The 1,732-nt window shown below is 65.0% G+C and carries 1 protein-coding gene; it reads right to left on the bottom strand.

Annotated features, from left to right (window positions below):
* Positions 1-1,537: 1,537 nt before the first annotated feature.
* A partial coding sequence (locus tag C507_RS23375) for a hypothetical protein (protein WP_210162158.1) occupies positions 1,538-1,732 on the bottom strand: 195 nt, incomplete at its 5' end.

Raw genomic sequence — 1,732 nt, 5'->3', positions numbered from 1 at the left:
CAACTCACTCCCCCAAAAAACCAAAGCACAACGAAAAACCCCGGCAGGCCAAAAGCCCGCACGGGGATAAACTCGTTGGCCCAAGGCATGAGAACGTGTGTCGGTGAACCACCGGTCAGCGAGAGCGCGCCATGTTGACCTGAGTCCCTTGGCCCGGCCAGGCCCGGTTCGCCCACGACCCGCGGGCTCGGGGCTCCCGGTGTCCCGTCCGATGCAGACAGGAGTCCCGCGTCGCCCTGGCCGCCGGGGCTGATCGAGTCGATCGAGAGGCGGAGCCGCCGGACAGTGGTGACGGAGCCGCAGCCATTTGGTGAGCGGATCGGCCCTGCATCGGCTCCGGATGACGACAGTCCTGGACCCATCGCCTGCCAGCAGCTCGATCGAACGGCACTTCCTATCCCCATTCTCGGCAATGAACGGTGCTCCGGAACCACGTGCTGAACGGCGTCTCGATGTCGTGTTTTGCTAGTTGAGCCCAAATGCCTCCATCAAGCCAGGGCGTCGCGGTTGGTTTACGGTCGTGGACCCCCATCGTGTTTCACTGGCCGCCAGAGTTCGCGGCGCCGGTAACGGGCGTGAGTTGAAGGCGGCGCATGCTGGTGAGACGGATCATGGTTGTCGGTGGCCCGGGGACGGATAAGTCCTGGTTGGCCCGGCATCTCGGTGAACGGTACGGTCTTCCGGTCTATTCCGTTGACGACGCGGTCTGGGATCCGGGTGGCAGGTTGCGCGCCCCTGACGACATCGATGCACGGGTCCGTCGCCTGGCCAATCTCGGTGTCTGGATCATCGAGGGGGCAACATGCGGACCTACGAGGACCGCGCGGGCCGGGCCGACGTCGTTATCCGTCTCGCCCCGCCGACATGGCTGCGGGTCGCCCGAATTGTCCGCCGGGATGGGCTTCGATCCGACTTGCTCTGGTGGACGGTCCGATATGATCGGGCATTCGGGGATGCCGACCGTCGGGTTCTGCGGGAGACACGTGGCGCAACCATCGAGATCCGCTCGAACAAGGCGTTGAAACGCCTCCTGGCAGTTGGGATTCCTGATGTCTGACCCGTCTGGGCTTGGGGCACTGTCACGCAGACGCGATGCCTCACCGTTCGGTGAGTGAGGGGCAGAGCTGAAGCGGTCCCCTTTGTCCCCGACATACGGTGCGCCGGCCGAGACCGCGGTGCCGAGCCTTTGCCGCCCGGGCGGTGGAAGGCCTGCCCGATCCTCGCGATCCGTTCGCCCGCCGGGCCTCGGTCTGGCTAACGGCAGGGCCAGATTACTCCGCTAACGGGCACGTGCGGCTGTGCCGGACCGCGCTGCGGCTCGGTTTCCGAGAAAGCGAAGCGTTCCGGGGCCCGAGCATGACGGGAATCGGCCCGCCCCGCCGTCTTCCGCTCTTTCCGCCTTCCCATATCCATGCGTGGCAAGCGGCCATGCCGGCGGCGGGCCAATCTTGGGAAGCGTCCGTGTGCCTGTGCGCACGGGCCGGTTGTGGCCGTACGCGGGGGTGCCGCTCCGGAGCCGGCTGATCGGCCCCAATTTTCAAGCGCGTTTGTCTCGCCGGAAAACCCAATTAAACCAATTGGATAACGCCGACCCAAAGGTGCGCGTGACCGGCAAACACGACTCTTTCTCGCGATCCGTGTGTATTTTTTCTGACTGTTGGCGTTGACAGTTTTGGGGGCTGGGATCTATATACACGTCACTGACGGCGGCGCTGCCGGCCACGGCGGCTTT

Source organism: Amorphus coralli DSM 19760, assembly GCF_000374525.1.
Lineage (GTDB): Bacteria > Pseudomonadota > Alphaproteobacteria > Rhizobiales > Amorphaceae > Amorphus > Amorphus coralli.
The sequence above is the reverse complement of the archived record's forward strand: the minus strand, read 5'-3'. Positions and strand labels throughout refer to the sequence as shown.